A 3,043-nucleotide genomic window follows, 5' to 3' on the forward strand; every position below is an offset into this window, starting at 1 on the left:
TTGCCTACCCGGATTCGCGCCTCAGGACTCAGCGCAACGCGTTGCGCTGAGTCCTGAGGCTGTTGCAATGAAAATGATAATCAAGGCCTGATTTATTTGGGGAATCGGGTAAAATAATTTCTTGTTTTTTAGAGCGTACTATGATATACTGCTATTTTCCTGATTTGAGGAGTCTACCAAATATGCGGCAAGGTATTCTTAAATAAAATTTGATAATGGGCGCAAAAATGATTGCCCCTTGCAGGGGCTTAGTTTTTGTACCCAATTTAAGAATACTTTTGCCTTTTTGGTAAATATCGTGACGGAGAGCGGCTCATGTAAGCCGTGCATACTTCTGTGTGTCCGAAGTCATGATCCCCAGCGGTAAAAGTATTAGCCGCTGGGGATTTTTGCGCCCATTTGGGCCTTGTACGGAGGATAGACATGAACATTATCAATATCGGGATTCTTGCCCATGTAGACGCTGGAAAGACAACCTTGACGGAGAGCCTGCTATATGCCAGCGGAGCCATTTCAGAACCGGGGAGCGTCGAAAAAGGAACAACGAGGACGGACACCATGCTTTTGGAGCGGCAGCGTGGGATTACCATTCAAGCGGCAGTCACTTCCTTCCAGTGGCACAGATGTAAAGTCAACATTGTGGATACGCCCGGCCACATGGATTTTTTGGCGGAGGTGTACCGCTCTTTGGCTGTTTTAGATGGGGCCATCTTGGTGATCTCCGCTAAAGATGGCGTGCAGGCCCAGACCCGTATTCTGTTCCATGCCCTGCGGAAAATGAACATTCCCACCGTTATCTTTATCAACAAGATCGACCAGGCTGGCGTTGATTTGCAGGGCGTGTATCAGTCTGTTCGGGATAAGCTCTCCGTCGATATTATCATCAAGCAGACGGTGTCGCTGCCCCCGGAAATAGTCCTGGAGGAAAATACCGACATAGAAGCATGGGATGCGGTCATCGAAAATAACGATGAATTATTGGAAAAGTATATCGCAGGAGAACCAATCAGCCGGGAAGAACTTGCGCGGGAGGAACAGCGGCGGGTTCAAGACGCCTCCCTGTTCCCGGTCTATCATGGCAGCGCCAAAAAGGGCCTTGGCATTCAACCGTTGATGGATGCGGTGACAGGGCTGTTCCAACCGATTGGGGAACAGGGGAGCGCCGCCCTATGCGGCAGCGTTTTCAAGGTGGAGTATACAGATTGCGGCCAGCGGCTCATCTATCTGCGGCTATACAGCGGAACGCTGCACCTGCGGGATACGGTGGCCCTGGCCGGGAGAGAAAAGCTGAAAATCACAGAGATGCGTATTCCATCCAAAGGGGAGATTGTTCGGACAGACACCGCCCATAAGGGCGAAATTGTCATTCTTCCCAGCGACAGCGTGGGATTAAACGACGTATTGGGGGACGACACCCGGCTTCCTCGTGAAAGGTGGCGCGATGCCCCCCTCCCCATGCTGCGGACGACGATTGCGCCGAAAACGGCAGCGCAAAGAGAACGGCTGCTGGACGCTCTTACGCAAATTGCGGATACTGACCCGCTTTTGCGCTACGAGGTGGATTCCATCACCCACGAGATCATTCTTTCTTTTTTAGGCCGGGTGCAGTTGGAGGTTGTTTCCGCTCTGCTGGCGGAAAAGTACAAGATTGAAACAGCGGTGAAGGAACCCACCGTCATTTATTTAGAGCGGCCGCTCAAAGTGGCCAGCCACACCATCCATATCGAGGTGCCGCCCAACCCGTTTTGGGCATCCATCGGACTGTCTGTTACGCCGCTCCCGCTTGGCTCCGGTGTACAATACGAGAGCCGGGTTTCCCTGGGATACTTGAACCAGAGTTTTCAAAACGCTGTCATGGATGGTATCCGTTACGGTCTGGAGCAAGGCTTGTGTGGCTGGAACGTAACGGACTGTAAGATTTGCTTTGAATACGGACTTTATTATAGTCCGGTCAGCACGCCGGCGGACTTTCGCTCATTGGCCCCGATTGTATTGGAACAGGCATTGAAAGAATCAGGGACGCAGTTGCTGGAACCTTATCTCTCCTTCACCCTCTATGCGCCCCAGGAATACCTTTCCAGAGCTTATCATGATGCGCCGAAATACTGTGCCACCATCGAAACGGCCCAAGTAAAAAAGGATGAAGTTGTCTTTACTGGCGAGATTCCCGGCCGCTGCATACAGGCATACCGTACTGATCTGGCCTTTTACACCAACGGGCGGAGCGTATGCCTGACAGAACTGAAAGGGTATCAGGCCGTTGTCGGCGAGCCGGTCATCCAGCCCCGCCGTCCAAACAGCCGCCTGGACAAGGTGCGCCATATGTTCAGTAAGATCACTTGAGATTGATTTCCGATCTCAGCCGAACACATTGAGCTGACGGCACGCTCCCGCAGTTAGTCGAACGCCCCCGAGGTCCTATCCGGGACCCGGGGGCGGCATTTTCCCAGTTGAAGGAACGGTGGAGATGTGTTTCGATGGGTCCGGTGGCCATGCTCCGCCCGCCGCCCGGCACCTCTTCCCAGACTCAGCCGGACGGTCGGTCCGTCTATTCCGTTTTTCTTCCAGGCTAGGCCAGCGGGGCATCGCCCCTCTCTGCGCGCGCCCTCTCGATGAGCCCCGGCGTCAGGTCGAGATCGCCGAGCGGCACGTCCCCCACGCCGTAGGCGTCCAGCAGCGCCGCCGCGTCCTCCCCGAGCATCGCCCTGAAGGCGCGCGCGGGCGTCGCGAAGCCGAGCGCGCCGCGGGGCTCGGAGTTCACGTGCGACATGGCCAGCGCCAGGTCGGCCGGGACGAGCCGGTCGAACCTGATTCCGGCGCCCTTGGGCAGCAGCTTCCTGATCTCGACGTGGTTGCGCTCGCAGGCGCCCTTCTGGTCGCTGCGCCTGGGGTCGCAGTAGAACAGCCTCGTCTCGCCCGGCCCCTCGCCGAGCAGCGCCGCGATCGCCGCCTCGTCGGAGAACTCGGCGCCGTTGTCGGTGAGCACGGCGCGGAAGACCCTCCCCATGCCGTCGGCGCCCAGCACCGAGCGCACGCCCTCCAG

At 56.2% G+C, this 3,043-nt stretch carries 1 protein-coding gene and 1 pseudogene; one reads left to right on the plus strand and one right to left on the minus strand.

The window, feature by feature from the left end:
* The first annotated feature begins 423 nt into the window (after positions 1-423).
* On the plus strand, positions 424-2,343 hold the full coding sequence (gene tet(W), locus FGQ67_RS09915) for a tetracycline resistance ribosomal protection protein Tet(W) (protein ID WP_138341780.1): 1,920 nt from the start codon (positions 424-426) through the stop codon (positions 2,341-2,343).
* A gap of 226 nt (positions 2,344-2,569) precedes the next feature.
* Here tet(W) and FGQ67_RS09920 read toward each other — a convergent pair.
* Positions 2,570-3,043 (minus strand): annotated as a pseudogene (locus tag FGQ67_RS09920) (IS30 family transposase); the annotation flags it as partial.

It is taken from the genome of Collinsella aerofaciens, assembly GCF_005845035.1.
GTDB classification, from domain to species: Bacteria; Actinomycetota; Coriobacteriia; order Coriobacteriales; family Coriobacteriaceae; genus Collinsella; species Collinsella aerofaciens_I.